Annotated in this window: 24 protein-coding genes; 6 read left to right on the top strand and 18 right to left on the bottom strand. The window is 73.7% G+C overall.

Annotation, left to right across the window (positions count from 1 at the left end; all coding sequences use genetic code 11):
• Positions 1-107: 107 nt before the first annotated feature.
• Both OG702_RS31505 and OG702_RS31500 read right to left on the bottom strand, forming a co-directional pair.
• Positions 108-1,634 carry an APC family permease gene (locus tag OG702_RS31505; RefSeq protein WP_327292348.1) on the bottom strand — a complete coding sequence of 509 codons (1,527 nt, stop codon included), beginning with the start codon at positions 1,632-1,634 and terminating at the stop codon, positions 108-110.
• Between the two features lie 48 nt (positions 1,635-1,682).
• A complete protein-coding gene (locus OG702_RS31500) occupies positions 1,683-2,639 on the bottom strand; it encodes a hypothetical protein (protein WP_327292347.1) in 957 nt (318 codons plus the stop codon).
• 245 nt (positions 2,640-2,884) lie between these two features.
• On the opposite strand from OG702_RS31500, the gene OG702_RS31495 reads away from it, so the two are divergent.
• The 3 genes from OG702_RS31495 (at position 2,885) to OG702_RS31485 (ending at position 6,256) form a co-directional block, all read left to right on the top strand.
• Positions 2,885-4,279: a hypothetical protein gene (locus OG702_RS31495; protein WP_327292346.1), complete on the top strand. Its 1,395-nt coding sequence runs from the start codon at positions 2,885-2,887 to the stop codon at positions 4,277-4,279.
• A 96-nt stretch (positions 4,280-4,375) separates the two neighbouring features.
• Positions 4,376-4,741, top strand: coding sequence for a nuclear transport factor 2 family protein (locus OG702_RS31490; RefSeq protein WP_327292345.1), 366 nt, complete (start codon positions 4,376-4,378; stop codon positions 4,739-4,741).
• 57 nt (positions 4,742-4,798) lie between these two features.
• Positions 4,799-6,256 (top strand): MFS transporter, encoded by a 1,458-nt coding sequence (locus tag OG702_RS31485; RefSeq protein ID WP_327292344.1) that lies wholly within the window; start codon positions 4,799-4,801, stop codon positions 6,254-6,256.
• A 63-nt stretch (positions 6,257-6,319) separates the two neighbouring features.
• Here OG702_RS31485 and OG702_RS31480 read toward each other — a convergent pair whose 3' ends face one another.
• From OG702_RS31480 to OG702_RS31455, 6 genes are all read right to left on the bottom strand, one after another.
• The gene (locus OG702_RS31480; RefSeq protein WP_327292343.1) at positions 6,320-6,760 is read right to left on the bottom strand and encodes a nitroreductase family deazaflavin-dependent oxidoreductase; all 441 of its coding nucleotides are present in this window, start codon (positions 6,758-6,760) and stop codon (positions 6,320-6,322) included.
• Positions 6,761-6,814: 54 nt separating this feature from the next.
• Positions 6,815-7,000: a hypothetical protein gene (locus OG702_RS31475; protein ID WP_327292342.1), complete on the bottom strand. Its 186-nt coding sequence runs from the start codon at positions 6,998-7,000 to the stop codon at positions 6,815-6,817.
• Between the two features lie 144 nt (positions 7,001-7,144).
• On the bottom strand, positions 7,145-7,702 hold the full coding sequence (pspAB, locus tag OG702_RS31470) for a PspA-associated protein PspAB (RefSeq protein ID WP_327292341.1): 558 nt from the start codon (positions 7,700-7,702) through the stop codon (positions 7,145-7,147).
• Positions 7,702-8,601: a zinc metalloprotease HtpX gene (htpX, locus tag OG702_RS31465; RefSeq protein WP_327292340.1), complete on the bottom strand. Its 900-nt coding sequence runs from the start codon at positions 8,599-8,601 to the stop codon at positions 7,702-7,704. Before htpX ends, pspAB begins: the two co-directional genes overlap by 1 nt.
• A gap of 136 nt (positions 8,602-8,737) precedes the next feature.
• Positions 8,738-9,691, bottom strand: a complete 954-nt coding sequence (locus tag OG702_RS31460; protein WP_327292339.1) for a quinone oxidoreductase family protein — start codon at positions 9,689-9,691, stop codon at positions 8,738-8,740.
• Between the two features lie 142 nt (positions 9,692-9,833).
• The gene (locus OG702_RS31455) at positions 9,834-11,021 is read right to left on the bottom strand and encodes a citrate synthase (protein WP_327292338.1); all 1,188 of its coding nucleotides are present in this window, start codon (positions 11,019-11,021) and stop codon (positions 9,834-9,836) included.
• 110 nt (positions 11,022-11,131) lie between these two features.
• On the opposite strand from OG702_RS31455, the gene OG702_RS31450 reads away from it, so the two are divergent.
• Positions 11,132-12,415, top strand: coding sequence for a citrate/2-methylcitrate synthase (locus OG702_RS31450; RefSeq protein ID WP_327292337.1), 1,284 nt, complete (start codon positions 11,132-11,134; stop codon positions 12,413-12,415).
• Positions 12,416-12,432: 17 nt separating this feature from the next.
• Here OG702_RS31450 and OG702_RS31445 read toward each other — a convergent pair whose 3' ends face one another.
• Complete coding sequence (locus tag OG702_RS31445) at positions 12,433-12,639, bottom strand: hypothetical protein (protein ID WP_327292336.1); 207 nt, start codon at positions 12,637-12,639, stop codon at positions 12,433-12,435.
• A gap of 121 nt (positions 12,640-12,760) precedes the next feature.
• Between OG702_RS31445 and trxA the strand changes: the two genes are divergently transcribed.
• Positions 12,761-13,141: a thioredoxin gene (trxA, locus tag OG702_RS31440; protein WP_327292335.1), complete on the top strand. Its 381-nt coding sequence runs from the start codon at positions 12,761-12,763 to the stop codon at positions 13,139-13,141.
• 231 nt (positions 13,142-13,372) lie between these two features.
• On the top strand, positions 13,373-14,953 hold the full coding sequence (locus tag OG702_RS31435; protein ID WP_442814752.1) for a bifunctional 3'-5' exonuclease/DNA polymerase: 1,581 nt from the start codon (positions 13,373-13,375) through the stop codon (positions 14,951-14,953).
• Positions 14,954-15,020: 67 nt separating this feature from the next.
• Here OG702_RS31435 and OG702_RS31430 read toward each other — a convergent pair whose 3' ends face one another.
• From OG702_RS31430 to OG702_RS31390, 9 genes are all read right to left on the bottom strand, one after another.
• Positions 15,021-15,239, bottom strand: coding sequence for a hypothetical protein (locus tag OG702_RS31430; protein ID WP_327292333.1), 219 nt, complete (start codon positions 15,237-15,239; stop codon positions 15,021-15,023).
• Positions 15,236-15,724: a hypothetical protein gene (locus OG702_RS31425; protein ID WP_327292332.1), complete on the bottom strand. Its 489-nt coding sequence runs from the start codon at positions 15,722-15,724 to the stop codon at positions 15,236-15,238. Before OG702_RS31425 ends, OG702_RS31430 begins: the two co-directional genes overlap by 4 nt.
• Positions 15,725-15,780: 56 nt before the next feature.
• Complete coding sequence (locus OG702_RS31420; protein ID WP_327292331.1) at positions 15,781-17,262, bottom strand: sensor histidine kinase; 1,482 nt, start codon at positions 17,260-17,262, stop codon at positions 15,781-15,783.
• Positions 17,259-18,002 carry a response regulator transcription factor gene (locus OG702_RS31415; RefSeq protein WP_327292330.1) on the bottom strand — a complete coding sequence of 248 codons (744 nt, stop codon included), beginning with the start codon at positions 18,000-18,002 and terminating at the stop codon, positions 17,259-17,261. Before OG702_RS31415 ends, OG702_RS31420 begins: the two co-directional genes overlap by 4 nt.
• A gap of 93 nt (positions 18,003-18,095) precedes the next feature.
• Positions 18,096-19,478, bottom strand: a complete 1,383-nt coding sequence (locus tag OG702_RS31410; RefSeq protein WP_442814625.1) for a ricin-type beta-trefoil lectin domain protein — start codon at positions 19,476-19,478, stop codon at positions 18,096-18,098.
• Positions 19,478-20,761: an RICIN domain-containing protein gene (locus OG702_RS31405; RefSeq protein ID WP_327292329.1), complete on the bottom strand. Its 1,284-nt coding sequence runs from the start codon at positions 20,759-20,761 to the stop codon at positions 19,478-19,480. The genes OG702_RS31410 and OG702_RS31405 overlap by 1 nt, the downstream gene beginning before the upstream one ends.
• 219 nt (positions 20,762-20,980) lie before the next feature.
• Positions 20,981-21,958: a lysylphosphatidylglycerol synthase transmembrane domain-containing protein gene (locus OG702_RS31400; RefSeq protein WP_327292328.1), complete on the bottom strand. Its 978-nt coding sequence runs from the start codon at positions 21,956-21,958 to the stop codon at positions 20,981-20,983.
• A 402-nt stretch (positions 21,959-22,360) separates the two neighbouring features.
• Positions 22,361-24,277, bottom strand: coding sequence for a ricin-type beta-trefoil lectin domain protein (locus OG702_RS31395; RefSeq protein WP_327292327.1), 1,917 nt, complete (start codon positions 24,275-24,277; stop codon positions 22,361-22,363).
• A 261-nt stretch (positions 24,278-24,538) separates the two neighbouring features.
• Complete coding sequence (locus OG702_RS31390) at positions 24,539-25,564, bottom strand: LacI family DNA-binding transcriptional regulator (protein ID WP_327292326.1); 1,026 nt, start codon at positions 25,562-25,564, stop codon at positions 24,539-24,541.
• Between the last annotated feature and the right edge of the window lie 136 nt (positions 25,565-25,700).

Here is a 25,700-nt window from a genome sequence, read left to right as displayed (position 1 = left end):
GGGTGGGGAGAGCGGCGGGCGGCAGGTCGCGCACGCAGGCCGCGGCAACGCCAGCGGCCCGCCGCACCCGGCTGGGCGGGGCGGGCCGCTGGCGCGGGCCGTTCGGGTCAGCTGGACGCCTCGGCCGCGGCGGCCTTCTCCAGCTGGAAGGCCTCGTTGCCCTGCCCGATCCTGGCGTGCACCTCGGGGCGGGTGACGCGCAGCACCTGGCCGTAGACCAGTCCGATGACGGCGGCCAGCGCGATGACGCCCGGCAGGATCCAGCGCAGCCCGTGGCCGGGGTTGGCGCCGAGCAGCACGGAGAAGTCCTTCACCGAGTAGACGAAGATCGCCCCGAGCGCGAGGGCGGCCACCGCTGAGGTGACCAGCCGCCAACCCTGGACGCGGGCGGCGCCGCGCTTGACGAAGAAGGAGATCACCGCGACCGCCGCGGTGCACATCAGCAGCACCACACCGAGCGCGCCGACGTTGCCCAGCCAGGTGAACAGCCGGAGCACCGGCGCGGTCGGGTCGCCCACCGGCTTGTCGTCGGTGACGGCGAAGACGACGACGATCACCACGGCGACGGCGGACTGCAGGAACGAGCCGATGGCCGGGGCGCCGCTGCTCTTCGCGGTACGGCCGACCGCGGCGGGCAGCAGCCCGTCACGGCCCATGGCGAAGGCGTAGCGGGCCACGACGTTGTGGAAGCTCAGCATCGAGGCGAAGATGCCGGTGATGAAGAAGACGTTGAGCGTGTCGGTGAAGGCGGTGCCGAGCCGGTCCTGGGTGAGCGCGAAGATCAGGTTCGGACCCTCCTTCTGCGCCCCCGCGATGACGCCGGAGGGACCGGTCGCCACGGTGATCGCCCAGGCGCTGAGGGCGAAGAAGACGGTGGCGAAGCCGACCGCGAGGAACATCACCTTGGAGACCACCCGCTGCGGGTCGCTGGTCTCCTCGGCGTAGACCGGGGCCTGCTCGAAGCCGAGGAAGCCCGCGATGGTGAAGCACAGGGCGGTGCCGAGGCCCGCGCCGCTGAGGGTGCCGGGGTTGAAGGCGTGCGCCGAGACGCCCTGGGTGCCCGGGTCGCTGAGGAAGCCGACGTCGAACACCACGATCATCGTGGTCTCGATGAGCAGCAGCACGCCGAGGGTCTTGGCGTTGAGGTCGATCTTCAGCGCGCCGAAGACCGCGGTGATCGCCACCCCGCCGAGCGCCGGGATCCACCAGGCGACGTTGTGCTGCCAGTGCTGGGCGATCTGGCTGGAGATCTCGAAGCCGAACAGGCCGTAACTGCCGCACTGCATCAGGCTGTAGGCGAACAGCGCCACGTACGACGCGCCGGCGCCGACCGTGCCGCCGAGCCCGCGGGATATGTAGGCGTACAGCGCGCCGGCGTTGTGCACGTGCCGGCTCATCTCGGCGTAGCCGAAGCTGAACAGGATGAGCACGGCGCCCACGATGACGAACAGCAGGGGCACCCCGACGATGCCCATGGTGGCGAAGGTGGTGGGGATGACCCCGGCCACCACCAGCAGCGGCGCGGTGGCCGCGAGTACCGAGAGCAACAGGGCCGGCGCGCCGATCCGGTCCGCGCGCAACGCGCGCTGCTCTCCCTTGTATGTGCTGATCCCGGTCGTACTGCCCGTCAGCATGGCTCTGTTGTCCTTCTTCCGTGGGTGGTGGTGCCTGAGGGAGCGGTCCTACGAGGTACCGAAACCGAGCGCGGCGTTGCGCGCGGCACGGAACGACTTCTTCGGGTCGCGGTCGAAGTACGACCAGGGGACGCGGGTCGCGTCCCGTCCGATCCGGTTGAAGAGGGCGGCGGCGGCCACCATGTCACCGGCGTGGGTGTGCACGAAGGCCAGGTGGTTCAGGTCGAGCAGCAGTCGCGGATGGCTGCGGTCGTCCCAGTCCAGCCACCAGTCGAAGGCGCTGCGCAGGCTCGCCCTGGCCCGCGGGCTGGTCCAGTAGGGCAGCCGGGTGGGGTCGGCGGGCAGCGAGCCGGCCGCGGCCAGCGCGTGGTAGCGCTCGACCAGGGCGACGAGCGGCAGCACGCCGAGCGGCGAGCCGGGCCCGGCCTCGTCCGAGGCCCACTCGGCGAACTCGTACACCTCGTGGAAGGGGTCGTCGCCGTCGGTCTTCTGACGCTCGGCCAGGCAGCGGGTCATCAGGTAGTGCCCGTGGTGGTGGCCGCGGTGCCGGCCGCGGACCTGGTCGAAGGCGCGGACCTGCTCGTCGTCGGTGCCGGTGTGGCGGGCCAGGATGAGCAGCCCGAGCCACGGCGAGGGGTCGGCCGGCGTCATCCTGGCGGCGCGCAGGCAGGCCTCGCGGGCGGAGTCGGGGCTCTGCCGGCCGGCCGCGGCCCGGAAGACCGCGGCGATGGCGTGGAGGGCGGCGGCGTCGGCGCTCTCGGGTTCCGCGAGCCGCCATTCGTCGGCCCAGGTGGCGGTGCTGCGGCCCTCGCCCAGGACGACCAGCCGGTGACCGCGCAGGTCCCAGTCGTCTCCGGTGCGCGCCAGGAGCGCGCGGACCTCCGTCCAGCGGCCCTGCGTCAGGGCAGCACGAACGGCGACCAGCTCCTCGTCGCCGAGAGCGGTGTCGAAGGCCACGTCGTCCTTGCCACGCGAAAGGCGGAAGGGTGGCGGCGGTGGGGTCATCCGCGGGCAGCCCTCCACGGCGCGCGTTACGTCATGTGATCGCCAACAGCCAAGCGGTTGGCGCCCGTCGGGGACAAGTGTGGTCCTGTTGTCTCGCTGTAGTCCCGTAGGGTGGCCTCGGTTTGGATCCCGGAAGCCACGGATTTCGCGCGTTAAGCTGCGCGGACACCCGCCGGACTGGTATTCGAATAATCGATTCCGCTACGAAGTGGCGTCGGCGTGGGCGGCGCGGCAGGGACCGGTGAATGGACGGCACACACGTGGCACGTGAGGACTCCGCCGCGTCGACACATCCGCTGGCCTACATACGGCGCAGGCACGGCTGGAGCTACCAGGACCTCGCCCGGGTGATCGCCGACCACGCGCGGGCGCTCGGCGTGCCCATGGCGGCCCGGCGGGAGAAGGTGTGGCGCTGGGAGCACTGGGGTGTCGTGCCCGAGGCCGACAGCCAGCGCGCGCTGGCCCGCGCGCTCGGCATACCGGCGCGCGAGGTCGACGCCCGCCCGTGGCCCCGCTGGCTGCCCGCGCACGGCGGCATGCCCGACGGGCTGCCCTGGACCACCGAGGGCAGCCTGACCGCGCTGGCCTCCGTCCTGGACGACGCGGCCGGCGACCCCCGCGGCTTCCCGATCGCCGACGAGCAGGCGCTGCTCGACGCCATCGCCGACTGGGACGCGGCCGGCGCGGAGGACGCCAGGCACCGCGGCATGGTGGCGCGCGACCGGGTGCCCGCGCAGGCCACCGGCCCGGTGGGCCCGCTCGTGGTGGACGGGGCCTCCCTCGACTGGCTGGAGGCCGGGGTGACCGGACTGCGCCGGCTCGACGACCGGCTCGGCGGCGCCGCCGTGCGGCACCGGGTGGAGGCCGATCTGCGGCTGGTCAGCGGCCTGTTGCGGCGCGAGCTGCCCGGGCGCGGCGGGCGGGGCGCGGTGCAGCGGCTGCTGCGGGTGGCCGCGGACCTGGCCCAGCTCGGCGGCTGGTCCGCCACCGACGCCGGGCGGCACGGGGCCGCCCAGCGGCACTACCTGACGGGGCTTCGGCTCGCGCACAGCGCGGGCGACCGGCCGCTGGCGGCCGCGGTCTGGGGCGGCCTGGCGCTGCAGTCGGTGATCGCGGACCGGCCGCGGGACGCGCTCGCCGCCGCCGAGGCAGCGGTACGGGCGGCGGGCGGCGCTCCCCCGCAGGTCCGCGCGCTCGCCGCCACCCGGCTGGCCAGGGCGCACGCGGCGGCCGGCGCCGAGGGCGCCTTCCGGCGGGCGGCGGCCGAGGCGGAACGGCAGCTCGCCATGGCGGGCGCCGACCCGGGACCGCCGTGGCTGTACTGGCTGGACGCCACGGAACTCACCGCGCAGCAGGGCCTCGGGCTGCTCGCGCTCGGCCGGGCGGCCGAGGCGATGCCGCTGCTGGACGGGGCGCTGGACCGGCTGGAGCCGGGCTTCGTCCGCGACCGCAGCCTCTACGCGGCCCGATCCGGCGAGGCGCACGCCAGAGCCGGTGACCGGGAGGGCGCGCTGGCGCTGGGCCGGGAGGCCGCCCGGCTGTCCAGGCACTGCGGCTCGCCACGGCTCGCGGCCGCGCTGGACGCGCTCAAGGCGTGCCTCGACGCGGACGGGCAGCGGGACCGGACAGCCCTTACCTAACGATGACCGATTCCCCCGCAACGCCGACTCCGTAGCGTCGTGACCTGCAAGAAGGCGGCGCAACCCGGCGCCGGCGAGAGCAGGGAGACGGCAGTCATGAGCGACATCCAGCAGCTGGTCGAGCAGTACATCGCGGTGTGGAACGAGAGGGACCCGGCGGCCAGGCGGCGCGGGATCGACGCGGTCTTCGCGGCCGACGCCCGCTACACCGACCCGCTGGCCGACGTCACCGGCCCCGACGCGCTCGACGCGGTGATCGCGGCGGTGCAGGCGCAGTTCCCCGGCCTGGTCTTCGGCCTCGGCCCGATCGACGCGCACCACCACGTCGCCCGCTTCACCTGGGAGCTGGGGCCGGCCGGCGGCGAGTCGCTGGTCGTCGGCTTCGACGTGCTCACCGCGGGCGAGGACGGGCTGGTGCAGCACGTCGCCGGCTTCCTCGACAAGGTACCGGCCGCCGCCTGACCGGCCGACCGCCCCTCAACCCTCCCCCGCCCCCTTCCTCATGACAGGAGTTCCGCCATGGCCTCGGCCGCCTCCACGCTCTCCCCGCCCGCGCCCGGCAGCGCCGCTGAACATCCCGGGCGGACCGGTCTCGGCCTGCTGGTCCTGCTGGCCGCGACCTTCATGACCTCGCTCGACCTCTTCATCGTCAACGTCGCGATCCCCGCGGTGCAGAGCGATCTGCGGGCCGGCTCCGCGGCGATCCAGTGGGTGGTGGCCGGCTTCGGGCTGGCCGTGGCCACCGGGCTGGTCACCGCGGGGCGGCTCGGTGACATCTTCGGCCGCCGGCGGATCTTCACCGTGGGGCTCGCGCTGTTCACCGCGACCTCGGCGGCCTGCGGTCTCGCGCCGACCTCAGGGACCCTGGTGGCGGCGCGGGTGCTGCAGGGCCTGTCCGCGGCCCTGATGGGCCCGCAGGTGCTGGCGATCCTGCAGACCGGCTGGGCGGGCAGGGCGCAGGCCCGCGCGTTCAGCATGTACGGGCTGACAATGGGTCTCGGCGCGGTCTTCGGGCAACTCATCGGCGGGCTGCTGATCAAGGCGGACCTGCTGGGTCTCGGCTGGCGGGCGTGCTTCCTGATCAACCTGCCGGTCGGGCTCGCCGCACTGGCCGTGACGCCGCGGGCACTGCGCGAGTCGCGGGCGCCGCGGCGGCCGCGGCTGGACAACACCGGTGTGGCGCTGTCCACCGCCGCGGTGGTCGCCCTGGTGCTGCCGCTGATCCAGGGGCGCTCGCTGGGCTGGCCGCTGTGGACGTGGCTGTGCCTGGCGGGCTCGGCGGCGCTCTTCGCGGTCTTCGTGGCGCACCAGCGGCGGCTGGGCGCGGCGGGCGGCGACCCGGTGCTCGACACCTCGCTGTTCCGGCAGCGCGGCTTCACCGCGGGAGCGCTGGCGCAACTGGTCTTCTGGACCGGGCAGGGCTCGTTCTTCCTGATCCTCGCGCTGTATCTGCAGGCGGGCCGCGGCCTGGACGCGCTGGCGTCGGGTGTGGTCTTCCTGGCGATCGGCGGCGGCTACCTGCTCACCTCGACCGCGGCGCACCGGCTCGCCGAACGCCTCGGCCGCCGTACGGTCCCGGCCGGCGCGCTGCTGATGGCCGCGGGTCTGGGCGCCCTGTGGGCCGCCGTGCACGCGGCGGGCAGCACCGGCAGCCGGTGGGAGCTGGTGCCGGGGCTGTTCCTGGACGGGGTGGGAATGGGCATGGTGATCGCCCCGCTCACCCACGACGCCCTGGGTACGCTCCCCGCGCACCTGGTGGGCGCGGGCTCCGGGGTGGTGGCGACCATCCAGCAGGTCAGCGGTGCGCTGGGCATCGCGCTGATCGGCATCGTCTTCTACGGCGCCGTGGGCGCGGGGGCACCGGACCGCTACCCGCACGCCTTCGGGCTCGGCCTGGCCTTCCTGCTCGGGCTGGAACTGGTGCTGGCCGCGCTGACCCTACGGCCCACCGGCCGCGCGGCACGGCAGGCCGGCTGACCGGGTCACAGCTGAGGGGCGCCCATCCTGCTGGATGGGCGCCCCTCAGCTCGCGCGGCGGCGTCAGACGCGGGTGAGGCGGATGACGGGGATGTCGCGGTCGGTGCTCTTCTGGTAGTCGGCGTACGGACCGTAGACCTCCACCAGATGCGGCCAGACCCGGGCCTTCTCCTCCGGGGAGAGCACCTCGGCGCGGGCCGTGAAGCGCTCGCCGAGCACCCGCAGGTGGACCTCCGGATTGGCCACGAGGCTGTTGAACCACTTCGGGTGCTCCGGGGCGCCGCCCTTGGAGGCGACGATCAGGTAGTCGTCCCCGTCCCGGCCGTAGATCAGCACCGTACGGCGCCAGTCACCGGTGCGGCGGCCCTGGTAGTCCAGCAGCAGGCACGGCGAACCCTGGAGGTCGGTGGCCTCGGTGCCGTTCGACTCCTCGTAGCGCGTGGCCTGCTCCCGCACCCACGACTCCGGGTTGACCTTCACCTGGGCGGGGTCGTAGACAGTCATCCGTATGCCTCCTGGGGGATTGCCGGCAGCCCTCCCACTGTAGATGGGCTCTGGTCAGCGACGACCGCGCCGTCTGGAGGGGTACGACCAGCCGGATCCGACGCCGGCGAAGTGCAGGGCGACGAAGAACAACCCCGCGATCATCAGGCTTATCGGTGTGAAGGCCGCGTCCGTGTCGGTGCTCGTGACGTTGATCAGATAGGCGATGGCGAAGATGACGGCGCCCACAGCTGCCAGCATGTGACTTCTCCTCGGCGACGGGCCGCCCCTGCGGACGGCGGTCGGGCTGCGCGGACGCCGGCGGCGTCCGTCACCGACCGCCTGCCCCGCAACCGCCCTTCGACGCACGCCGGTTCGATTCCGCAGGTCCGGCGCTCAGGCGGCTCATCCGGCCAGGCCGGGCGCGCCCCAGACCGGGAACCAGCGGGCCAGGTCGGCCTCCAGCCGCAGGTCGTTGGCGACCAGTGCCCTGACCTGGAGCTCCAGCGCATGGTCGCGCTTCTCACCGGGCAGCGGGGCGAAGGGGTAGAACGACCCGCGTTTGTACAGGTAGACCAGGGCCATCCGGCGGCCCTGCGGGTCCCGGAAGGCGACCAGCGAGCACAACAGCTGCGGTCCGAAGCCGCCCGCCTCCAGCGCCGAGTTGACGGCGTGCAGATCGGTGACGAGGTCGGTGATCTCGCTGGGGTCGCGCCGGGACAGCAGCCAGGTGTAGCCGTAGGTGTCCTGGCTCGTCTCGACCGACAGCAGGCTGTGCAGGTCCTGCTGGATCTCGGCGAAGGCGCCGCCCTCGACGGCGGCGAAGCAGACCGCGCCCTCGCCGGTCGGGCGCAGTTCGCTGGCCGCCTGGAGGGTGATCGCCGCCGACGAGAGCCCGAAGAGCTGGTCCAGGTCGGGGCGGACCGGTTTGCTGCGGCCGAGCAGCACGTCGAGCAGACCCATCAGCGGCGGTCCAGTTCGACGGTGATCGCGGCCAGTTGCGCCAGGCGCTGCTCCAGGCTGGGGTGGGTGGCGAGCAGCTTGGAGACGGTGCGGTTGGTGGTGAGGGCGGGGGCGAAGTAGAAGGCGTTGAAGGGCTCGGCCGCGCGCAGGTCCTTGCTGGGGATGGCGGCCAGATCGCTGCTGACCTTGGTGAGCGCCGAGGCCAGCGCGGAGGGCCGGCCGGTCAGCAGGGCGGCGCTGCGGTCGGCGGACAGCTCGCGGTAGCGCGACAGCATCTTGGTGAGCAGGAAGCTGATGGCGTAGACCACGGCGCTGACCAGCGGCACGAGGATGAACAGCGCGGCGGTGCCCGGGTCGCGGCTGCGCCGGAAGCCGCCCCACAGGCCGATCCTGGTGATGACGCCGGCCAGGATGCCGAGGAAGGAGGCGATCGTCATCACGGCGACGTCCTTGTGCGCGATATGGGACAGCTCGTGGGCGACGACACCCTCCAGCTCCTCGGGTTCCAGCCTGCGCAGCAGCCCGCTGGTGACGCACACCACCGTGTTCTTCTTGTTGCGGCCGGTCGCGAACGCGTTGGGCGTGTCGGACTGGGCGACGGCGACCTTGGGCTTGGGAAGGTCGGCCAGCGCGCAGATCCGGTCGACCACGCCGTGCAGCTCGGGCTGCTGCTCGGCGGTGACCTCATGGGCGCCCATGCTGAAGGCGGCGATGCGGTCGCTGAACCAGAACTGGACGACGAAGAGCAGCCCGGCGATGATCAGGATCATCGGCCACGCGCCCCGCAGCAGGGCGATCAGCGCACCGACGAAGACGACATAGAGCAGTCCGATCAGGAACATCGTGACGACCATGCGGGTCGTCAGTCCCCGGTCCTGTGCGAAGCGGTTGCGTGGCATGGCCCCTCCCGAGCTGTGCGGGGCGCGGGTCGCGGGCGGCGGCCCTGCGTGCTCCACTGGTCATGATGGTGGTCATGATGGTGCATTTCCAACTGTTGCACCGATCCAACGACCGGGACGCCCCTTCCGGTTCCGCTCATCGGGTCATATCGAGCACCAGCTTGCCCACCGTGCGCCTGGCGCGCAGCTCGGTGTGCGCCCTGGCAGCCTCGGACAGGCCGTAGACGCCGCCGAGCCGGGGGCGCAGCCGCCCGTCCGCGGTCATCGCGAGCAGTTCCGCCATCGGCTCCCGGTACATCCCGGGACGGCCCAGGCAGTGCATCAGCCAGAAGCCGACGACGGCACGCGAACGGCCCATCAGCCGGGCGGGCTCCACCGGGGTGGCGGCGGTCCTGGACGCCATGCCGTAGGCGACCAGCCGGCCGAAGGGGGCGAGGGCGGCGAGCGAGGCGTCGAAGACCGGTCCGCCGGTCATCTCCAGCACGATGTCGACCCGGTGCCCGCCGTTGGCCTCGGTCAGCCGTTCGGTGAGCCCTTCCGGGTCGCTGTCGACCGCGACGTCGGCGCCCAGTTCCTCCGCCAGGTCGCGCTTCTCCCGGGTGGAGGCGGTGGCGACCACCCGGCCCGCGCCGAACTGCCTGGCCAGCTGGACGGCGAGCGAGCCGGTGCCGCCGGCCGCCGCGTGCACCACGACGCTCTCGCCCGGCGCCAGCCGCGCCGACGTCCGCAGCAGGTGCCAGGCGGTGAGGCCCTGGACCACCAGCGCGAGCGCCTGCCCGTCGGTGACCTCGTCGGGCAGGTCGTGGGCCAGCTCCTCCTGCACGACGGCCTTCTGGGCGTAGCCCCCGTTGTCGGTGAGCGCGACGACCCGGCGGCCGTCCGCGGTGCGGCCGACGACCTCGGCGCCCGGCACCATGGGCAGCGTGGAACGGGAGAGGTAGGAGTTCTCCACGGTGTGCGTGTCGGCGTAGTTCACCCCGGCGGAGTCGACGTCCAGCAGCAGCTGCCCCTCGCCTGCGACGGGCTCGGGCAGTTCGGTCTCCCGCAGGACCTCGGGTCCGCCGAACTCGGTGATCTGGATCGCGCGCACGCCGACTCCTCCGGGGGTGGGTCTGCCTGCCGGGTTCCCGGCACGGCGAGATATTACCGACCAGTCGGTATGGAGGCCAGCCCTGGCGGCGATCCCGACGTCCCCCTTCCGGCTTCCGGCCGCCCCGGACCGGGAGCCGCGCTCAGGGCGCGGGCACCGGCCGGGGCGGCGGCGGACCCACGTAGCGGGCGGACGGGCGGATGATCTTGCTGTCGGCCGCCTGCTCCAGGATGTTGGCGCTCCAGCCGACCACCCGGGCACTGGCGAAGGTCGGCGTGAACATCTCCCGCGGCAGCCCGCACAGCTCCATCACCACGCCGGCGTAGAACTCCACGTTGACGTGCAGGTCGCGTCCCGGCTTCAGCTCGGCCAGCAGCGCCTCCGCGCGCGCCTCGACCTGGACGGCGAAGTCGACCAGGTCGCCGCCGATGCCCCGGGCTATCGCCTTCAGCAGCCGGGACCGCGGGTCCTCGGTGCGGTAGACGGGATGGCCGAAGCCCATGATCCGCTCGCCGGCCGCGATGTGCTCCCGCAGCCAGCCGTCGATGCGGTCCGGGGTGCCGATCCGGTCCAGCGTGTCGAGGGCGCGGCTCGGCGCGCCGCCGTGCAGCGGCCCCGACAGCGCCCCGATCGCCCCGACCAGGCAGGCCGCCAGATCCGCGCCGGTCGAGGCGATGACCCGGGCGGTGAAGGTGGAGGCGTTGAAGCCGTGGTCGACCGTCGAGATCAGATACTGCTCGACGGCCCGCGCCCGCTCGGGCGCCGGCTCCTCGCCGGTGAGCATGTAGAGGTAGTTCGCGGCGTACGGCAGGTCGTCGCGCGGTTCGACCGGCGCCAGGCCGCGGCCGAGCCGGTGCAGCGCGGTCAGCAGGGTCGGCACGGCCGCGCAGGCGGCGAGCGCGTCGGCCTGCCGCTGCCCGGGGTCGAGGTCGTACAGCGGCCGGAATCCGGCGGCGGCGCCGGTGAGCGACAGCGCCGTACGCAGTCCGGCCAGCGGCCCCGACGCGCCGGCCGCACGGGCCACCGCGGGCAGCGCGTCGCGGACCTCGGCCGGCAGGTGGCGCAGCTGCGCCGTCTGCCGGGTGAAGCGGGCGCGCTCCTCGGCGGTCGGCAGGACTCCGTGGACCATCAGGTGCCACACGTCCTCGAAGCTGCGGCTCGCCGCCAGCTCGACCGCGGAGAACTCGCGGTAGTGGTAGAAGCCCTCGGTCCCGCGGACGTCGCCGAGCACGGTGTCGGTGACGATCACGCCCTTGAGGCCGCGCGGGGCGTCGAGCGCTGCCGGCGGCGGGGTGGAGGTCGCGGCGGCGGGCGGATGGGTGGTGGACATCGGTTCCTCCTCGGCTCTTTACTTGACTGTCCATGATTGATTCGTAGCCTGTCAATGTTGACTGGTCAATATGCAGCGAGGGTTGACGGGAGGTGGATACGGTGGCGTCCATGACGGACGGGACAGCGGGCGACGGCGAGGACCGCATCAGCACGCGGGAGGCCGCCGCACGCCTGGGCGTCAAACCGGAGACGGTGTACGCCTACGTCAGCCGGGGGCTGCTCGGCAGCCGCCGGGCCGCCGGCGGGCGGGGCAGCACCTTCGACCCGGCCGAGGTGGCCGCACTCGCGGCCCGCGGGCGGACGGGGGCCGCGGCCGCCGCCGCGCCGGCCGAAGGGGCCGAGGGCGGCTGGGGCCGGATCCGTACCGGCGTCACGCTCATCGATCCGGCGACCGACAGCTACGCCTTCCGGGGGGTGGACGCGGTCGCCCTCGCCGAGGCGTACGCCTACGAGGAGGTCGCGCACTGGCTGTGGACCGGGGAGCTGCGGCCCGGCGTCCGCTTCACCGCTCCCCCGCAGCCGCTGGCCGCCGCCCGGGCCGCGGCGGGCTCGCTGCCCGGGGACAGCGGCCCGGTGGACCGGATGCGGGTCGCGGTGATCGCCGCGGGCGCGGCGGATCCGCTGCGCTTCGACCTCGGCAGGGACGCGGTGCTCGGGTGCGCGCGCGGGCTGGTGCCCACGCTGGTCGACGCGCTGCCGCCGGCCGGCCCCGACGTCGCCGACGGCGCCGCGCCGATCGCCCGGCGGCTGTGGTCGCGGCTCACCGCACGGGACGCGGACCTGGCGTCGGTGCGGGTACTGGACACCGCGCTGGCCCTGCTCATCGACCACGACCTGGCCACCTCGACGCTCGCGGTCCGGGTCGCGGCCTCGGGCCGCGCGCATCCCTACGCGGCGGTCTCGGCGGGGCTCGGGGCGCTCGACGGTCCGCTGCACGGGCAGGCCAGCGCGCTGGCCCACCGGATGCTGCTCGACGTCATGGAGCGCGGCGGCGCGGGCCCGGTCGTCGCCGCGCACCTGCGCGCAGGGCACGCCGTGCCGGGGCTCGGCCACCGGCTCTACCGCGGCGAGGACCCGCGGGCACGGCTGCTGCTCGCGCAGCTCGCCGAGGTGCCCGCGGCGGCCGACGCGCTCGCCGCCGCTCGCGACACGCTGGCCACGGCCGCCAGGCACACGCCGCTGCACGCCAACGTCGATCTGGCGCTGGCGGTGCTGTCGGTCGCGTCCGGCATGCCCGCGGAGGCCGGCGAGGCGGTCTTCGCCGTGGCCAGGACCGCGGGCTGGGTCGCGCACGCGCTGGAGGAGTACGCCGAGCGGGCCCTGCGCATGCGCCCCACCGGCGTCTACGACGGGCCCCCGGCACCGCGGCCGCTGCCGCGCCCGCAGGGGTGACGCGGGGATATGGCGAGCTAGGTACGGGTGGGGTGCGGGATGCGGCCGACCAGGTCGGACCACTCGGTGTCGATCTGGCCGGGGACCATGCGGCCGGCCGAGCGCCACTGGTCGGCGAGCGCGGCGAAGACCGGGGCGTCCGACCGGTACTGGTGCAGAACCGTTCCACCTCGGGCCGCCTCGTCGGTGGCCTGCGCTGTCCTCTGCCGCTGCATCGGTGCCATACGCCGACAACGAGTGCGCGGTGCCGCACGCCATGGACGCGCGGTCGGCACCACCCGGACGAGTGACGGGGCGGCCCGGGGCGGACGGAATTTCCCGGCGAGGCCACCCGTTGTGGCAGTCATGAGCACTGTGGAGCTGACCAAGGAGAACTTCGACGAGGTCGTGTCCGCCAACGACTTCGTCCTCATCGACTTCTGGGCCGCCTGGTGCGGGCCGTGCCGGTCCTTCGCACCGGTCTACGACAAGTCGTCGGACAAGCACGAGGACCTGGTCTTCGCGAAGGTCGACACGGAGGCGCAGCCGGAGCTTGCGGCGGCCTTCCAGATCCAGTCGATCCCGACGCTGATGATCGTGCGGGACAAGGTGGCGGTCTTCGCCCAGCCGGGCGCGCTCCCCGAGCCCGCGCTTGAGGACGTCATCGCGCAGGCCCGCGCGCTGGACATGGCGGAGGTCCACAAGTCGGTCAAGGAAGCCCAGGAAGCCCAGGGACAGCAGGGCTGATCAGCACGCCACGAGCCCGGCAGGCGCCACGCGCCGCCGGGCTCCTCGCCGTTCCCGGGCGCACGGCGGCCGGGCCGGCCTGCCGGTGTCAGTGGTCGCGCCTACTCTCGTGGAGTGGGTGCAGCCGTGGACGCCGGAGCCGGGCGGGTGGCCGTCGTGGCCGATCCGGTCGGCGGCGGCGGGCGGCTGTGCGGGGTCGGTGAGGACGGCGCGGCGGTCGGCGGGACCGAGATGGTGGCGGACCTCGCCGGGGCGGTGCGGGCCATCGAGGCGGCGGCCGGGCCGCGCTGGGTGTGGGGCGGGACGGAGGAGCTCTATCCGGCGCTGCTTGACCGGGGCGGGATCCGGGTCGGCCGCTGCCACGACGTCAAACTGGTCGAGTCGCTGCTGCTCGGCCAGGAGGGCAGGCACGGCAGGCCGCGCTCGCTGGGCGCGGCCTGGGCCCGGCAGCACGGGCTGCCGGAGCCGCCGGACGCCCCGGAGGCGGGCGCCGACGACCAGCCGGTGCTGTTCGCCGCCGACCGGCACCACCTGCCGCCCGGCGCGGACCCGCTGACGGCGCTGATCGAGGTGCACGCCGCCCAGCAGCGGCGGATCGCCGCGGGCGAGCACCCCGACCGGATGCGGCTGCTGTGCGCGGCGGAGTCCGCCGGCGCGCTGGCTGCGGTGGAGATGGGCAGGGACGGTCTGCCGTGGAGCGCGCGGGCGCACGACGACCTGCTGACCGGGCTGCTCGGCCCGCGCCCCGCGGGCGGTGCCAGGCCGGCCAGGCTCGGCGAGCTGGCGCAGCGGATCCAGGACGCGCTGGGCCGCCCGGTCAATCCCGACTCCCCCGCCCAGCTGCTGCCCGCCTTCGCGCGGGTCGGCGTGCAGCTGACCTCGACCCGTTCGCACGAGCTGCGCAAGGTCGCGCACCCGGCCGCCGGGCTGCTGCTGCGGTACAAGGAGCTGTCGCGTATCCATGCCGCGCACGGCTGGGCGTGGCGCGAGGCCTGGGTCCGTGACGGCCGCTTCCGGCCGGAGTATGTGGTGGGGGGTGTGGTGTCGGGCCGCTGGGCGACCCGGGGCGGCGGGGCGCTGCAGATTCCGCGGCCGCTGCGGGCGGCCGTGGTGGCCGACCCGGGCCATCTGCTGGTGGTCGCGGACGCCGGCCAGCTGGAGCCGCGGGTGCTGGCGGCGATGTCCGGAGACCAGGGCCTGGCGCGGGCGGCGGCCGGCGGCGACCTCTACGCGGCGGTGGCCCGCGACGCCTTCTCCGGCGACCGGCCGCGGGCCAAGATCGCCCTGCTCGCCGCGATGTACGGTCAGACCAGCGGCGAGGCGGGCCAGTTGCTCGCGGTGATGCGGCGGCGCTTCCCCGTGGCGCTCGCGCTGGTGGAGGCCGCGGCCCGCACCGGCGAGGCGGGCGGGATCGTACGCTCCCAGCTCGGCCGTACGTCCCCGGCGCCGTCCGCCGACCGGTTCGTGGACGAGGCGGCGGATCCGGCGGACGGGGCGTCACCGGACCGCAGGGCGGCCAGGTCGTGGGGGCGCTTCACCCGGAACTTCCTGATCCAGGCGAGCGCCGCGGACTGGGCGCTCGCCATGCTCGCTGCGCTGCGCCGGGAGCTGGCCGCGATCGGTGCCGCCCCGCGGCTGGTGTTCTTCCAGCACGACGAGGTGGTCGTGCACACCCCGGCGGACCTCGCGCCCGCCGTGGAGTCCGCGGTCGCGGCGGCGGCCGACGAGGCCCGCCGGCTGGTCTTCGGTGCGACCCCGGTGCCCTTCCCGCTGGAGACGCACGCGGTGCGCCGCTATGCCGACGCGAAGTAGCCCGCCGGGGCCGGCCGGACGCGGACCCCGCCGGCCGGGCGGATCCGTCGGACCGGCCCCGGCGCGGTCACTTGTCGGCCGCGGCGTCGGAGTCGGCCACCGCGGCGGCCGAGTCCGCGTCGTCCAGCAGCTTCTGCATGTGGGCGAGCTCCGAGGCGGCCGGCGCCGGCGAGGCGCTGCCGGGGCTGTCCGCCGCGTGGCCGTGGTTGCCGCAGCCGGTCAGCAGCAGCGCGCCGAGCGCGGCGGCCGGCAGCAGGGCGAGCGGACGCCAGCGCGCCCGGCTCACTTGGCCGTGTCCTTCGCGCTGTCCTTCGCGGTGTTCTTCGCGCCGTCCTTGCCGGCGCCCTTCGCGGTGCCCTTGGCCGGGAAGTGCTGGGTGCCGCACCAGGTGCGAACGGCGCCCAGGTCGGTGGAGCGCTGGTTGAGGGTGGTGACCAGCGACTTGCGGAAGGTCAGCCGGCCCTTGAGGTAGGTCGACACGGCCGTGTCGCCCTTGGCGTCGGCGTTGCTGATCCGCTTCTGCAGCCGCGCGACGGAGCCGCGTTCGGTGACCGGCCCGTTCAGCCGGGCCAGAGCCCGGTCGATCCGCGCGTCGACGGTCGGCAGCCGCTTGCACAGCGCGCGGGCGCCGTCCCCGGTCGGTGCCTTGCCGGCCGCCGGGGCGGACGCGGAGGGCGTGGGGGTGGCGGTGTCGGCCGCGGCTGTCCCGGCCGCGGTGAGCAGGGCCGCGGCGGCCGCGGTGACGGCGACCGCGGTACGGGTGGTGCGCATGGTTTGACCTCCTCGGTGACGGCGCCGGCTGCTGCGCGGTGCCGGTTCGCCGGAGGTTAGGGACGGTCTTTGTGGAAACCTTGTGGGGTGGCCGGTGCGGCGCTCTGGGCCCTGAGCCAGTCGCGTTGCCGTGGCAGGGCGGGCCCTTGGGCCATGTGGGGGACGTCCAGGACGAACCAGGCGCCCGGGGGGCCGTCGGGCCGGCCGGTCACGGTGACCGTGCCGCTGTGCAGGGCGGCCTGCTGGCCGACCAGTGCCAGGCCGAGGCCGGATCCCGGGCTGTCGGGGCGGCGTTGGAAGCGGGTGAAGACCGACCGGCGGTCCTCCGGCGGCACTCCCGGGCCGTGGTCGCCGACGGTCAGCCGTACGGCGGCGCCGTCCGCGGTGGGCTCCAGCACCGCCTCCACCTGGCCGGCACCGTGGACGACCGCGTTGGCGAGCAGGTTGTCCACCGCGGAGCGCAGGCCCTGCGGCCAGGCGCGTACGACGCAGGGCCCGGCCGAGCGGACGGTGACCAGGGCCCCGGGGTGGTCGCGGCGCAGGTCGCGTACCGCGGAGTCGAGCAGGTCGGCGAGGTCGACGGGGACGAAGGCGTCGGCCTCCACCAGGTCGCCCTGGGCCAGGGTGCGCAGCATCACCAGCAGGCCGAGCAGCCGCTCGTGGCCGGCCCGCAGGTCGGCGACGACCTCGGCGCGCTCGGCCCCCTCGGGAGCGGGGTCGCCGTCCAGCACGTCGAGGTTGATCCGCATGCTCATCAGCGGGGTGCGCAGCTCGTGCGAGGCGGCCGCGGAGAAGGAGCGCGCGGTGACCAGGGCCTCGGCGGTACGGGCGGCCTGCTCGTCGTAGCGGGCCAGCACGGTCCGCAGCGTGCGGGCCAGGTCGTCGACCTCCGGGACGCCGGTGGGGGTGTGGTCGAGCCGGGCGGTGCTGGTCCGCGGGTCGATGCCGGCGGCGCGGCGCTGCAGGGCGAGCAGCGGGCGGGCCAGGCGTACTGCGGCGAGCCAGGCGGCCAGCCCGGCGACCGGCGCGGTCAGCAGGGCCACGGTGAGCACCCTTCCGCGTACCTGCGCGATCTGCCGCTGGCCCGCCGCGTCGGTGGAGAACAGCCACAGGGTGCCGCCGGCGGCCGGCCGGACCGCGGTGAGCGGCACGGCGAGCACCCGCCAGCTCTGCGCCCCCGCTGCCACGGTGACCGGGTGCGCGGCGTCCCGCGCCGGGGGCAGCGTGACCGCGGCGGCGGGCTGCGGGCCGCCGGTGACCGAGCCGGCCGGCCCGTCCACCCGGATGCCGACGTCAAGGGCGGCGGTGAAGAGCTTGCGCTGCCTGGCCTGTTCGACGCTGGCCGGGCGGTCGTTCGCCATCGCCCGCAGCAGGGCGAGGGCCTCCGGCCGGACCGCGGTGGCGCGTTCGCGCAGATGGGCGTCGCCGGCGGCGTGCACGTCGCGGCCGACCAGCCGGACCATGATCCAGCCGGAGCCGACGACCAGCAGCGGCACCACGACGGCGACGGCCAGCGCGATACGGGCGGACAGTCTCATGTGGCGCTCCCGCCGTCGTCGCCGGGGCGCAGGACGAAGCCGACGCCGCGGACGGTGTGCAGGATGCGGGGCCGCCCGCCGGACTCCAGCTTGCGCCGCAGGTAGCTGACGAAGGTGTCGACGGCGTCGGTGCGCACCTCGAAGTCGTAGCCCCACACCCGGTCGAGCAGCTGGTCGCGGGTCAGCACGATGCCGGTGTTGCGGGCCAGCGTCTCCAGCAGCTCGAACTCACGCCGGGTCAGGTCGAGCGGGTCGCCGTCCCGGGTGGCGGTCCTGGCGGCCGGGTCGAGGACCAGGCCGCAGGCCCGTACCTGGTCGTCCGGGCGCGGCGGGCGGCGGCGCAGCAGGGCGTCGAGCCGCAGCACCAGTTCCTCCAGCGCGAAGGGCTTGACCAGGTAGTCGTCGGCGCCCGCCTGGAGGCCGGCGACGCGGTCGGCGACCTCGTCGAGGGCGGAGAGCACCAGCACCGGCAGGTCGTCGCCGCCGGCCCGCAGCCTGCGGCAGACCTCGATGCCGTCGATGCCGGGCATCGAGATGTCCAGCACCAGCACGTCGGGGGCGGCGGCGCCGCCGAGCACGTCCAGCGCGGCGGCGCCGCCGTCCGCCTCGCCCACGGTGTAGCCGCGCAGCCGCAGCGCGCGGCCGAGGGAGCGGCGGATGGCGGCGTCGTCGTCGACCACCAGGACCCGCCCGCGTCCCTCACCGCCGCCGGTCCCTGTGCTGCCTGTGCTGCCTGTCATGTCCGTTGTGCCTCCGCTCCCCGGCCGCCGTGCATGGTGCATCGCGAGAACCATGCCTACACGGCCGGGGAGCGGAGTGCTGGTGCCGGGGTCTCACCCGCCGTACTGGGCGAAGGTACGGGTGAAGTCCCAGGCCTGCTGCGAGACACCCGAGCAGGTGTCGTCGTTGGGGTAGGCGCCGGAGCAGGGCCGGTCCCGGTTGGCGGACCAGAAGGTCAGCCGGGCCAGGTGGTGGCTCTGCGCGTAGGCGAGGATGGTGCGGAAGTCGGCCACCGTGACGGTCTCGTTGTTGTCGGTGATGCCGTTCATCGAGGAGATGCCGCTGTGCCGGTAGGCCTGGTCGTCGGTGTAGCCGTAGGCGTTCTTCACCGCGTTCTTCAGGCCGTCCGCGGCCCTGGTGGTGAGGGTGCCCATGTTCTGGCCGGCGCCGCCGAAGTCGAACGGCATGATCGTCCAGCTGTCGACGGTGAGCCCGGAGGCGGCCGCCTTGGAGATCAGCCCGGTGTCCGGGCCGCTCTGCCCGGTGCCGATGGTGACGTAGACCGCGAGGCCGGGGTTGTTGGCCTTGACGGTCTTCAGCGCGTCGACTGTGCGCTGCTGCACGGTGCCGTTGCTGTAGGCGTCGGCCTCGATGTCGATGTCGATGGCGTGCAGCCCGTAGGCGCTGATCACCTTCTGGTACGCCCCGGCCAGCGCGCTAGCGCTGGTGCAGGACTGCTCCAGCTTGTTGCCGCTGTAGCCGCCGAAGGACGGGATCACGTCGCCGCCGGCCGCCCTGATCTTGCTGATGGTGGCCTGGTCGACGCCGCCGGTCAGCGCGCGGCCGCCGTCCCACTGCGGGTTGCAGGTGCCGTTGCTGAGCACGAAGGCGAGGGTGAACCACTTCACGCCGGTGGCGTTCATGATCGTGGTCGGGTCGGGCGGGTTGCCCCAGCCGTTGTACAGATACGGGGCCACCGCCTGCTCGCCGTTGGCGGGCGGCGGGTCGGTCGGGGGTGTGCCGCCGCCGGACGGCAGCGTCCACTTCTGGTTGGCGGCGCCGGAGCAGTCCCAGATCTGCAGCCGGGTGCCGTTCGCGGTGCTCGGGCCCGTCGCGTCCAGGCAGCGGCCGGAGCCGCTGTTGACCAGCTGCCCGCCGGTGGCGCTCCACTTCTGGGCGTTGCTGCCGTTGCAGTCGTAGAGCTGGACCTTCGTGCCGTCGGCGGTGCCGGCCGCGGTGACGTCCAGGCACTTGCCCAGCGCCCTGATCGTCCCGTCCGAGCCGACCGTCCAGGACTGCGCCGTCGTGCCGTTGCAGTCGTAGAGCTGCACCGCCGTGCCGTTGGCCGTACCGGCGCTCGCGACGTCGACGCACTTGCCGCCGTAGCCGGTGATCGCGCCGGACGGGTCGGCGCCGGAGGCCTGGGTGATGCCGAAGGTGCCGAGGGTGCCGGCCGCCATCGCGGTGGCGAGCAGGAGGGCATGTTGTCTTCTCATCAGCCGGTCACGGTCCACTTCTGGTTGGCTGCGCCGGTGCAGGTCCAGATCTGCAGCCGGGTGCCGTTGGCGGAGCTGTTGCCCGTCGCGTCCAGGCACTTGTTCGCCGCGGGGTTGACGATGTCGTGGGCGCCGGTGACGGTCCACTTCTGGGCGTTGCTGCCGTTGCAGTCGTAGAGCTGGACCTTCGTGCCGTCGGCGGTGCCGGCCGCGGTGACGTCCAGGCACTTGCCCAGCGCCCTGATCGTCCCGTCCGAGCCGACCGTCCAGGACTGCGCCGTCGTGCCGTTGCAGTCGTAGAGCTGCACCGCCGTGCCGTTGGCCGTACCGGCGCTCGCGACGTCGACGCACTTGCCGCCGTAGCCGGTGATGGCGTGGCCCGTGCCGGGGCTGCCGCCGCCTGAGGTGTCGGAGGTGGTCACGTGGACGTAGTCGACCACCAGCTGCTGCGGGAAGGTCGTGCTGCCGTCCGGGTCGCCGGGCCAGTAGCCGCCGACCGCGAGGTTCATGATCAGGTAGAAGGGGTGGTCGTAGACCCAGCGGTTGCCGTTCAGGTCGGCGGGGGTGCGGGTCTCGTAGACGTTGCCGTCCACCGACCACTTGATCGAGTTCGGCGCCCAGTCGACGGCGAAGGTGTGGAAGGCGTCGGAGAAGCTCTGCCCGTTCGGCAGGGTGTACCCGGCGCCGATGCCGTTGGCGCCGGAGTAGCCGGGGCCGTGGATGGTGCCGTGGACGCTGCCGGGCTCGAAGCCGACGTTCTCCATGATGTCGATCTCGCCGTCGGTCGGCCAGTTGCCGCCGCCGAGCATCCAGAAGGCCGGCCACATGCCCTGGCCGCGCGGGAGCTTCATCCGGGTCTCGAAGTGGCCGTAAGCCTGGCTGAATTTCTGCGGGGTGGACAGCCGGGCCGAGGTGTACTGGCAGGTGCCGTACCAGCACTGGTAGTTGGCCGGGTTCTCCTTGCGGGCGGTGATGACCAGGTCGCCCTGCCCGTCGAGGGCGGCGTTGTGCGTGCCGCTGGTGTAGTACTCGCGCTCGTGGTTGTTGACGTTGTCACCGGTTTCGTAGCCCCACTTGGAGCCGTCGACCGCGCTGCCCGCGGGGCCGTTGAAGTCGTCGGTGAAGGTGGCGGTGGCCGCGGCCGGTGCCGCGGCGGGTGCGGCGGCGGCCCGGGCGGGCGAGGCGGTCTGCTGCAGCAGTCCGCCGAGCAGCAGGGCGGCCGCGGCCAGCAGCGGGAGGGGGCGTATCCGTCTGGTGCGTCGGGTGGGGGGTGATGCCGACATGCCGGACTCCTCGGTAGGGGCGGCGGGGGACACGGGACCGGAGCACACGGGGAGGTCATGCTCCTGACAGGCAGCGAGCCGGACCGCGCCGCCGGTGGATTCCGTGGTCGGGGGGCGGACTTCGCTCATGTCTTAGTTCAGGACGTGATTTAAATGGCGGCGGGAAGTGGCGTCAATACTTCCGGCAAAGGTCTGTACCAAGAAGTTCTCGCGGGCCGCTCACAGCTCCTGCCGTCGCACCAGCACCGCCAGCACCAGAACCCCGGGCACCAGCGGCAGCCAGGCGGTGACCAGCCGGTAGCCGAGCACGGCGGAGGTGGCGGCGACCGCGGAGGCGCCGGCGGTGACCAGGGCCAGCCCGAGCGCCGCGTCCAGCGATCCGAGACCGGCCGGTGTCGGCAGCCAGCCGGCCGCGGTGCTGGCGAACAGATATGCCACCACCACCCCGCTGACCGGCACCGGGGCGTGCACCGCCCGCACCACCGAGACCAGGACGGCCGCGTGCATCGCCGGGAAGGCCAGCGAGCCGCCCCACAGCGCGGCCACCCGGGCCCGGTTGCCGTGCAGCACGCGGACGTCCCGGGCGACCGAGGCGAGGAAGTCCCGCAGCCGGTCGCGCAGCCGGCGGGCGCACCGGGTCAGCACCAGGCCGCCCGCCACGAGCGCCGCGGCCACCCCGGCGTACATCAGCGGCTGGCCGGGGACCTCGGGCCCGCCGCCGGTGACCCGGTGCAGGTTCAGGGCGCCGGGGAAGAGCGCGAGGACCGCGAGCAGCAGCGCCACCCGGCCGATGACCGCGGCGCAGGCCCGTACCGCCAGCGCCGCCACCGAGCGGGTCGGGCTCAGCCCCCTGCGCACCAGGAACCGCAGGTTGACGGCGTTGCCGCCGACACCTGCGGGCAGCACGTGGTTGGCGGCGGAGGCGGCGAACTGCGCGGCGAGCAGCAGCCCCGGCGGCAGCCGCTCGACGACCGCGCCCTGCTGGGCGGTGGCCGAGCAGACCCAGGTCATGAAGGCCGCCAGACAGGCCACCGCCAGCCACTCGCCGTCCGCCGACCCCAGCTGGCCCGCACTGGAGCCGATCATCGCCCACCTGCTGGTCACCAGCGCCGCCACGGCGACCAACGGCAGCAGCACCGCCATCGACCGCACCGAAGCGCGCTGCCAGCCGGCACCCTCGTTGCGGGCGATGGACACGGGGACTCCTCGTCGCGTGGGGCACGGCGCGGGCGCCGCGGGGAGCAGGGCAGCGGCCCTGGTGACACGTGCACTGGGGAGGCGGGACGGGGCGCGGGCGGGCGGGCGCCGGAGCGGAAGCCGACACTCCACCCAGGTTAGGCTTCGACGGCTACGGCGTCCCCTCCGCGCGCCGCCACCTGGGTCAACGTCTGACAAACAGCTGTTGACGACTCGGTAGGCGACCGGCCACCGGCGGCCCGGGCGGCGGCGGAGGGCGGGCGGCGCCGGGCCACCGGATCAGGGCATGCCGAACCGCCGGCCCGCGCTGGGTGCGCGGGACCGGCGGTCCTCTTTCTCTTCCTTCGGCGAGGCCGGCCGCGGTGAGAGGTCCGCGGGCCGGCCGTTCACGGGGTCAGCGGATCACGCGGCGGGCGCGCTCCACTGCTGGTTGGCGGCGCCGGTGCAGTCCCAGATCTGCAACCGGGTGCCGTTGGCGGAGCTGGGTCCCGTCGCGTCGAGACATCTGCCCGACTGCGGGTTGACCAGCGTGCTGTTGGCTCCGCGGTTCCACACCTGCGAACCGGTGCCATTGCAGTCGTACAGCTGCACCTTGGAGCCGTTGGCGGTGCCGGCCGACGCGACGTCCAGGCACTTGCCGAGCGCCTGCAAGGTGCTGCCTGAGGCCGTCCAGGACTGGGCGGCGGTGCCGTTGCAGTCGTACAGCTGCACGGCGGCGCCGTTGGTGGACGAGGAGCCGGCGACGTCGACGCACTTGCCGCCGTAGCCGGTGATGGTGCCGGTGTGGCCGCCGGTGTTCCCGCCGCTGCCGGGCGGGCCGGCCCAGGTGAAGGTCGCCGAGGCGCCGCCGGGCAGCGAGTAGGAGAAGTTCTCGTTGCCCCAGTTGACCCGCAGGGTCTGCGCGGACGACGACTCGTTGTAGGCGATGAGCGCCTTGGAGCCGTCGGGGTTGCGCCAGGCGACGTTGCGGACGGTGGAGTTGTCGGTGGAGCCGATCCTGGTGGCGCCGGGCTTCACGAACTTGGTGAGCTGGCCCATCGTGTAGTACTCGATGGTGTAGTCCACCTGGCCGCTGCGGCTGTCACCGTTGTGCACGGTGACCAGTCCGGTGCAGGTGCCGCAACCACCGTTGTGCGGACCCATGTTCTGATCGACCGCCAGGCTCCACTTGACCCAGCTCTGGCCCCAGTTGCGGGTGTAGTCGATCAGGTTCTCCATGTCCTCCTTCTGCTGGTTGGCGATCCAGGTGCCACCGGAGTGCTCGGTGTCGAAGGCGGGCAGGGTCGGGTACTGGTTGTGGACCGTGGTCTGCTCGCTGACGTTGCCGCCGTAGCCGTGCCAGGCGATCCCGCCGAAGTTGGGGTCGTTGCGCACGGCGGCGTCGGTGACGGTGGGCGCCGCGTAGCTGTCGTAGGTGTCCCAGTTCCAGTCAAGCGCCAGGACCTTGGTGGACAGCCCGGCCGAGTGCAGCGCGGGCAGCAGGTTGGTCTTGGTGAAGTACGCCAGACCCGAGCCGTTCCACTGCGCCGACGGATAACCGCTGCAGCAGGTGGGCTCGTTCTGCACGGTGACGTAGTCCACCGGGACGCCCTGCGCCTGGTAGGCCTGCAGGTACTTCACGAAGTACTGCGCGTAGGCGGGGTAGTACTGCGACTCCAGCCAGCCCTGGCTGTAGGCGTCGTTGTCCTTCATCCACGGCGGCGGGGTCCACGGGGTCGCCATGACCTTGACGTTGGGGTTGAGCTGCCGGGCCTGCTTGGTGAGCGGCACGACGTCGGCCAGGTCGTGGGCGATGGAGAAGTGCGCGAGGGTCGGGTCGGTCTGGCCCGCGGGCATGTCGTCGTAGGTGTAGTTGTCGCGCGCGAGGTCCGAGGCGCCCATCGGGTTGCGCAGGAAGCCCAGGCCGATCCCGTTGACCGGGTCGAACAGCTTCTGCATGACCGTGTTGCGGGTCGACGCCGACAGCGCGCCGCTGCTGTTCATCAACCAGGCGGCGGTGTCGGTGAAGGAGGCGCCGCCACCGGTGAACTGCTGGTAGGTGGTGCCCTCGTCCACCGTCACGTTCTGGCCGGAGCCGCCGGTGCCGGAGCCGAAGGACAGCGGGGCCTGCTGTTCCAGGCCCTTGACGACGTTGCGTCCGCCGGAGTCGTTGGTGGTGGTGAGGTAGACCTGCACGCTCTCTCCCGCGGCGTGCGCGGTCGCGGGAACGGCGAGCAGGGGGGTGATCGCCGCGGCTGCGGCGGTGAGGGTCCCGACGATGACGCGTCGCAGTCGGGATCCGGAGGATCTGCCCGTGTGGGGCCGGGTTGCTGCGCTCATGGGTCGTTGCCTTTCTCGGCACGATGGCATGGGCCTGACATGGTCAAGCGTGCAGCGAGGGGGTCCGCACGCGTGTTTCACACCTTGTTTCACGGCTTATATCGCGACGTGATTTAACTAGGGCACATCACGGCCGTCAAGGGATCGCACGGCGGCCGCGCCGGTGAAACACCATGTAACAAAAGACGGTTGACCGCTTCAGCGGCAGCGCGCGGGCGGGCCGGGGCCCGCCCGGGCCGCGCTCCCCTCCGCCGCGGCGGCCTAGGCGGCGCGCGGCGCGGTGCTGCCGCGCGGGACGAGGGACGGCGGCGGGAGCAGGATGTCAGGGACGGCGGCGCCGTCGATCAGCGAGAGCAGCGCCGTCGCGGCCCGCTCGCCGTACTCCATGACCCGCCGGCTCACCGCGGTCAGCGCGGGGTGCACCAGCCGGCACAGCTCGCTGTCGTCCCAGGCCACGAGTGACAGCTCGCCCGGTACGGCCACGCCCATCTCCTGGGTGACGCTCAGCGCCGCCACCGCCATCACGTCGTTGTCGTAGACGATCGCGGTGGGCCGCAGCGACCCGGACAGCAGGCGCCGGGTGGCCCGGGCGCCCTGCTCGCCTGAGTAGTCGGTGTAGACCGACGGCACGCCGTCCAGGCCCAGTTCCACGGCGGCGGCGTCGAAGGCCTCCCCCCGCTCCCTGGTGTGCACGAAATGCGCCGGGCCCGCCACGCGGGCGACCCTGCGGTGCCCCATGGCGGCCAGATACGCCAGCGTCTCGCGCACCGCGGCGCCGTCGTCCAGCCACACCGACGGGACGCCCGAGGCGACCCCCGCGTGCCCGATCGCGACCGCGGGCAGACCCAGTTCGGCGACCAGGCCCAGCCGGTGGTCCTGCTCGCGCAGGTCCACGAGCAGCACCCCGTCGACCCTGCGCTCCCCCCACCACCGCCGGTAGGCGGCCTCCTCGGACGCCGCGTCGTCGGTGACCTGGAGCAGCAGCGCGGTGCCGGTACGGGCCAGGCCCGCCTCGACACCGGAGATCAGCTGCATGAAGAACGGCTCGATGCCCAGCACCCACGCCGGCCGGTCCACCACCAGGCCGATCGCGCCGCTGCGCCCGTCGGACAGCGCGCGGGCGGCGCTGCTGGGGTGCCAGCCCATCCGCGCGGCGATCTCCAGGATCCTGGCCCTGGTCTGCTCGGATACGCCCGTCTTGCCGTTGAGCGCGTAGGACACGGCACCCTTGGACACGCCCGCAGCCTCGGCGATGTCGGCGATGGTGGGACGCTTCTTGGGGCTCATCTCGGCCTCGATACGGCAGGCGGCCCTCGGGCCGTGTACGGCGAGTGCGGCAGGTACGGCGGACGTGCACGGATCCGGCAGGTCGGCGGCGTGAACGGCCCGCACACCTTAACAACGCCGAAACCGGCCGGGCACG

This window comes from Streptomyces sp. NBC_01198 (assembly GCF_036010485.1).
Lineage (GTDB): Bacteria > Actinomycetota > Actinomycetes > Streptomycetales > Streptomycetaceae > Actinacidiphila.
Note: the sequence above shows the minus strand (reverse complement) of the source record. Positions and strands in the feature narration are given on the sequence as shown.

What these genes read in the sequence shown, in the direction of transcription:
- OG702_RS31425 (WP_327292332.1), bottom strand. Translation starts at nt 15,724, where the DNA reads ATGCGCACCACCCGTACCGCGGTCGCCGTCACCGCGGCCGCCGCGGCC.
- OG702_RS31500 (WP_327292347.1), bottom strand. Translation starts at nt 2,639, where the DNA reads ATGACCCCACCGCCGCCACCCTTCCGCCTTTCGCGTGGCAAGGACGAC.
- OG702_RS31395 (WP_327292327.1), bottom strand. Translation starts at nt 24,277, where the DNA reads ATGAGCGCAGCAACCCGGCCCCACACGGGCAGATCCTCCGGATCCCGA.
- trxA (WP_327292335.1), top strand. Translation starts at nt 12,761, where the DNA reads ATGAGCACTGTGGAGCTGACCAAGGAGAACTTCGACGAGGTCGTGTCC.
- OG702_RS31415 (WP_327292330.1), bottom strand. Translation starts at nt 18,002, where the DNA reads ATGACAGGCAGCACAGGCAGCACAGGGACCGGCGGCGGTGAGGGACGC.
- OG702_RS31495 (WP_327292346.1), top strand. Translation starts at nt 2,885, where the DNA reads ATGGACGGCACACACGTGGCACGTGAGGACTCCGCCGCGTCGACACAT.
- OG702_RS31505 (WP_327292348.1), bottom strand. Translation starts at nt 1,634, where the DNA reads ATGCTGACGGGCAGTACGACCGGGATCAGCACATACAAGGGAGAGCAG.
- OG702_RS31490 (WP_327292345.1), top strand. Translation starts at nt 4,376, where the DNA reads ATGAGCGACATCCAGCAGCTGGTCGAGCAGTACATCGCGGTGTGGAAC.
- OG702_RS31475 (WP_327292342.1), bottom strand. Translation starts at nt 7,000, where the DNA reads ATGCTGGCAGCTGTGGGCGCCGTCATCTTCGCCATCGCCTATCTGATC.
- OG702_RS31420 (WP_327292331.1), bottom strand. Translation starts at nt 17,262, where the DNA reads ATGAGACTGTCCGCCCGTATCGCGCTGGCCGTCGCCGTCGTGGTGCCG.
- OG702_RS31445 (WP_327292336.1), bottom strand. Translation starts at nt 12,639, where the DNA reads ATGGCACCGATGCAGCGGCAGAGGACAGCGCAGGCCACCGACGAGGCG.
- OG702_RS31405 (WP_327292329.1), bottom strand. Translation starts at nt 20,761, where the DNA reads ATGTCGGCATCACCCCCCACCCGACGCACCAGACGGATACGCCCCCTC.
- OG702_RS31485 (WP_327292344.1), top strand. Translation starts at nt 4,799, where the DNA reads ATGGCCTCGGCCGCCTCCACGCTCTCCCCGCCCGCGCCCGGCAGCGCC.
- htpX (WP_327292340.1), bottom strand. Translation starts at nt 8,601, where the DNA reads ATGCCACGCAACCGCTTCGCACAGGACCGGGGACTGACGACCCGCATG.
- OG702_RS31435 (WP_442814752.1), top strand. Translation starts at nt 13,373, where the DNA reads ATGGTGGCGGACCTCGCCGGGGCGGTGCGGGCCATCGAGGCGGCGGCC.
- OG702_RS31410 (WP_442814625.1), bottom strand. Translation starts at nt 19,478, where the DNA reads ATGAGAAGACAACATGCCCTCCTGCTCGCCACCGCGATGGCGGCCGGC.
- OG702_RS31455 (WP_327292338.1), bottom strand. Translation starts at nt 11,021, where the DNA reads ATGTCCACCACCCATCCGCCCGCCGCCGCGACCTCCACCCCGCCGCCG.
- OG702_RS31390 (WP_327292326.1), bottom strand. Translation starts at nt 25,564, where the DNA reads ATGAGCCCCAAGAAGCGTCCCACCATCGCCGACATCGCCGAGGCTGCG.
- OG702_RS31480 (WP_327292343.1), bottom strand. Translation starts at nt 6,760, where the DNA reads ATGACTGTCTACGACCCCGCCCAGGTGAAGGTCAACCCGGAGTCGTGG.
- pspAB (WP_327292341.1), bottom strand. Translation starts at nt 7,702, where the DNA reads ATGGGTCTGCTCGACGTGCTGCTCGGCCGCAGCAAACCGGTCCGCCCC.
- OG702_RS31450 (WP_327292337.1), top strand. Translation starts at nt 11,132, where the DNA reads ATGACGGACGGGACAGCGGGCGACGGCGAGGACCGCATCAGCACGCGG.